The 3,140-nt window shown below is 61.4% G+C and carries 3 protein-coding genes; all 3 read right to left on the bottom strand.

All coding sequences use genetic code 11. From position 1 onward, the window contains the following. Nucleotides 1-53: 53 nt before the first annotated feature. Nucleotides 54-1,688 carry a benzoate-CoA ligase family protein gene (locus QZ213_RS26480; RefSeq protein ID WP_291689010.1) on the bottom strand — a complete coding sequence of 545 codons (1,635 nt, stop codon included), beginning with the start codon at nucleotides 1,686-1,688 and terminating at the stop codon, nucleotides 54-56. Beyond that, nucleotides 1,685-2,833 carry an FAD-dependent monooxygenase gene (locus QZ213_RS26475; RefSeq protein ID WP_291689009.1) on the bottom strand — a complete coding sequence of 383 codons (1,149 nt, stop codon included), beginning with the start codon at nucleotides 2,831-2,833 and terminating at the stop codon, nucleotides 1,685-1,687. The genes QZ213_RS26480 and QZ213_RS26475 overlap by 4 nt, the downstream gene beginning before the upstream one ends. Then, nucleotides 2,818-3,140 (bottom strand): hypothetical protein (locus QZ213_RS26470; RefSeq protein WP_291689008.1); only part of this gene is annotated, 323 nt, incomplete at its 5' end. The genes QZ213_RS26470 and QZ213_RS26475, both read right to left, overlap by 16 nt.

Genomic DNA, 3,140 nt, shown 5'->3' with positions numbered 1-3,140 from the left:
GGGGGCGTCTCCGCAGATTCGGTGCCAGCATGATTGCGGCACCGGATACTGCTTTAAATCCGCATCACCGCTTGTCTGTCGATCTTGCCGGTGCCGGTCTTCGGCAACTCGTCGATGAATTTCACCTCGCGCGGATATTTGTAAGGTAGCAGCTTTGCCTTCACGAAATCCTGCAGCATTTTCGTCGCGTCGCCCTCGTCGAAGACGCCGTTGTTCATGACGACAACGGCTTTCAAGGTCATGCGCCGGTCCGGCAATTCGGCGGCGAACACCGCGCATTCGCGCACTTGCGGATGCTCGGCGAGGCAAAGCTCGACTTCGAGCGGGTAGACCCATTGGCCGGAGATCTTGATCAGGTCATCGGCGCGGCCGCGGAAGAAGTGAAAGCCGTCGCTGTCGCGAACAAAACGGTCGCCGGTGTAGATCCACCCGCCGTCGCGGATGGTCTCGGCGGTTTTGTCGGGCCGGTTCCAGTACAGCGGCGTATTGGAATCGCCGCGCACCCACAAGATGCCTTCCTCGTTGTCGCCGACCTCGCTTCCGTCCTTGTCCCTGAGCATGATCTCATAGCCGGGCACGCGAAGCCCGGCGGCGCCGAGTTTTTTCCGGTCCGGCCGGTTGCTGAGATAGATGTGCAGCACTTCCGTCGAGCCCAGCCCTTCGACGATCTCGAGACCGGTGAGCGCCTTCCAGCCGTTGAAGACTTCGGCGGAAAGTACTTCGGCGGCGGACAACGCCATGCGCAGCGAGGAGAAATCCGTTAGCCCTGCGCCCTCGGCCTTGGTCAGCGAGGTATAGAGCGTCGGCAGTCCGAAAAACACCGATGGACGGAAGCGCTCGATCGCCTCGAAGATCGCCGCCGGTTTCGGCTGGCCCGGCAGCAGCAGCGTCGCAGCACCGGCCGAGAACGGAAAGGTGATCGAATTGCCGAAGCCGTAGGCGAAGAACATTTTCGGCACCGAGAAGCAGATGTCGTCGGCCTTCAGCTTCAATACGCTCTGCGCAAACGCCAGGTCGCTATAGGCCATGTCGTGCTGCAGATGGACGATGCCCTTGGGCCTGCCGGTCGATCCCGACGAATACATCCAGAACGCCATCTCGTTGCGGTCGGTGTCGGCCTCAGCGATGTCGGCGGGGAATCCCGGCAACCAGCGCTCGGCCGCGACTGCATTTGCTACAGCGTGATCGCCAGCCGCGCCGTTGACCACGATCAGCGTGCGCAGTGCCGTATCGGTGCAAGCCTCGGCATTGAAGCGCGAACAGAATTCCGCATCGGCCACCGCAATAGAGGCATTCGAATCCGATAGATAAAATTGCAGCAGATCCGGCGGCGTCAGCGTATTGATCAACAGCGGCACAAACCCGGCGCGGACCGCACCGAAGAACGCCGCCGGATAGGCCGGCGTGTCGTCGAGGAACATCAGGATACGGTCGCCGCGCTTCAGCCCCAGCGAGATAAAACCGTGGCCCCAGCGCGAGGCTTCCGCGCAAAGCTCCGCATAGCTGCGCGTGCCCAGCGGGCCGGTCAGGGCCAGCCGGTTGCCGCGGCCTTTGTCGAGATTCCCGAACAGGATGCGGCTGGCGTTATAGGTTTGCGGGATCGCAAAGCCGATTTCCCTTGCGCCCGGGCTGTCGGATGGCACCGCATCGGCGATCTCAAGCGTTCGATCTCGCTTCGGCGTCGTCATCGCGGGCTCCCGCTCTCTTGCAACGGCCGGGACGCCTCGTAACGGGCCATGAAGGCCGGCGACATCGCGCGCAGCCGCGCATCGTCGATCCGGCCCGAGCGCGTGATGTAGCTATAGGCGAAATCCAACAGGTCGAGCTTCATGTGTTCGGGAAATTTCTCGTACCAGTCGGCGCTGGTGCGTGCCGCCGTCACCAGCTTCTTCACGATCGGCTGGCGCTCGCTTTGATAACGTTGCAGACCTGCGGCGATATCGCCTTCCGCCTCCAGCGCCTTGGTCAGGGCAATGGCGTCCTCGATCGCGAGCCGCGTCCCCGAGCCGATCGAGAAATGTGCCGAATGCAGGGCGTCTCCGATCAGCACCATGTTCTTGAACGACCAGCGCTCGTTCCAGATCCACGGGAAATTGCGCCAAACCGACTTGTTCGACACCAGCGGATGGCCATCGAGGGTTGCCGCGAACACCTGCGCGCAGATCGCCCTGGATTCGTCGATCGTCTTGTCGGCGAAGCGGTAAGCTTGCCAGGTCGCCAAATCGCATTCCACCAGGAAGGTGCTCATCTCGGGTGAGTATCGGTAATGATGGGCGTTGAAGGCGCCGAGCCCGGTCCTGACAAAGGTCTGCGACAGCGTCTCGAAGCGTTTTGTAGTGCCGTACCAGGCGAACTTGTTGGCGGAATAGGACAGCGAGGTGCCGAAATCGCCCTCGAAACTGCGGCGTACCAGCGAGTTCAGGCCGTCGGCCGCGACGATCAGGTCGTAACCGGTTAAAGCCTCCAGCGAGGGGATCATGGTGTCGTAGCGCGGTGTGACGCCGACGGCGTGCACGCGTGCCTGCAAAAGCTTGAGGAGTTCGAGCCGTCCGATCGAGGAAAAGCCGACGCCGTCGATGGCGACGCTTTCGCCGCGCAAATTCAGCGTGATATTCTTCCAGCTTTCCATCCTTGGTGTGATGGCGTCGACCGTGTCGGGGTCGTCGGCGCGGAGGAATTCGAGCGCCTGCTCGGAAAACACCACGCCGAAGCCCCAGGTGGCGTCGGCGGGATTCTGCTCGAACAGATCGATCTCGGCGTCGGGGTGACGCCTTTTCCAGAGATAACTGAAGTAGAGGCCTCCGGGGCCTCCGCCGATCACGGCGATACGCACGATCTTCCCCCAATTGGCAGTATACTGTTAATTTGGTCCAGACTAATCCGGGCGCGACCGGGGCGCCACAGGAAAAATCTTCCAAGCTGGCGCATTTTCTTGCTTGGGGAGTCGCCCTGCGAGGCGCGGGAAGCCATGCTGCTGGGCGCAGCTTCGTGCGTTGTCAAGAAATCCGGCGATCGCCCCTCTTCCGGCTTGATCACATCGCCCTTGTATTGAAACTTTGGGAAGCTGGTATTTGAATGATGCCCTTTCAACCAATTCGTTTGAGACCGATCGCTGTCGCAAAGGAGAAGCCATGCAGGAC

The sequence above is a fragment of the Bradyrhizobium sp. genome (genome assembly GCF_017881085.1).
Taxonomy (GTDB): domain Bacteria; phylum Pseudomonadota; class Alphaproteobacteria; order Rhizobiales; family Xanthobacteraceae; genus Bradyrhizobium.
Note: the sequence above shows the minus strand (reverse complement) of the source record. Positions and strands in the feature narration are given on the sequence as shown.